The 1,171-nt window shown below is 56.5% G+C and carries 1 protein-coding gene; it reads left to right on the plus strand.

The window, feature by feature from the left end; all coding sequences use genetic code 11:
* The first annotated feature begins 65 nt into the window (after positions 1-65).
* On the plus strand, positions 66-1,046 hold the full coding sequence (locus TU80_RS31060; protein ID WP_014003920.1) for an IS5-like element ISPa41 family transposase: 981 nt from the start codon (positions 66-68) through the stop codon (positions 1,044-1,046).
* Positions 1,047-1,171: the final 125 nt, after the last annotated feature.

A 1,171-nucleotide genomic window follows, 5' to 3' on the forward strand; every position in this document is an offset into this window, starting at 1 on the left:
TAGGGAATCTCCGAACAAGCCTTCAGTTATGCGAGAATCCCCGCAACACCTGATCCGAGCCGCCCATGAGCCAGATGAGCTTTTCCGACTTTGAGTACGCCGGCAAGCGCAAGCAAACCCGCCGAGAGCGCTTCCTCGCCGAAATGGATCAGGTGGTGCCCTGGGCAGGCCTGCTGGAGCTGATCGAACCGTTCTACCCCAAGGCCGGCGGCGGTAGAAAACCCTATCCTCTGGAAACCATGCTGCGCATCCATCTGTTGCAGAACTGGTTCTCCCTGAGCGACCCGGCCATGGAAGAAGCGCTCTACGAAATCACGCCCATGCGCCAGTTCGCACGCCTGACGCTGAGCGCGCCAATCCCCGAAGACACCACGATCATGAACTTCCGGCACTTGCTGGAGAAGCATCAGCTCGCACCGGCAATCCTTGCGGTCATCAATGGTTATCTGCAGGAAAAAGGCCTGTCGCTGCGCCAAGGCACCATCGTCGATGCCACCATTATTCATGCCCCCAGCTCGACCAAAAATAAAGAAGGCAAGCGTGATCCCGAGATGCACCAGACCAAGAAAGGCGGTCAGTATTTCTTCGGGATGAAGGCGCACATCGGTGCCGATGTCGAGTCCGGCCTGGTGCATCACGTCCATGGCACCGCTGCCAATGTGGCCGATGTCACGCAGGTGGCTGAACTGTTGCATGGCGAAGAAAACGCCGTGTATGCAGATGCCGGTTACACCGGTGTCGAAAGGCGCGAAGAGCATGAAAATCGGGGGGTGATCTGGCAGATTGCAGCGCGTCGCAGCACCTATTCCAAGCTGAACCAGCGCAGCGTACTGTACAAAGCCAAGCGCAAGATCGAGTTCTGCAAGGCTCAGACACGGGCCAAGGTCGAGCATCCGTTTCGCGTGATCAAGCGGCAGTTTGGTTACGTGAAAGTACGTTTTCGTGGGCTGATGAAAAACACGGCTCAGTTGACCACGCTGTTCGCCCTGGCAAACCTGTGGAGGGTTCGAAAACAGCTCATGGGTATGGGTGAGGTTCGCGTTTAACACGGAGAACCGGTCGAAAAAGCTCTCCGTACATGATTTTTCGGTCACTTTTCGTCCAATGACGCTGTAGGTGCCTGGAAAATTGCAACTTGCCGCGGCTGCACGACAAGTTGATCGGAGCATCC

The organism is Pseudomonas veronii (assembly GCF_001439695.1).
Taxonomy (GTDB): Bacteria; Pseudomonadota; Gammaproteobacteria; order Pseudomonadales; family Pseudomonadaceae; genus Aquipseudomonas; species Aquipseudomonas veronii.

Bases quoted from the DNA above. Each gene is read 5' to 3' on its own strand.
- TU80_RS31060 (WP_014003920.1), top strand. From the start codon at position 66: ATGAGCCAGATGAGCTTTTCCGACTTTGAGTACGCCGGCAAGCGCAAG.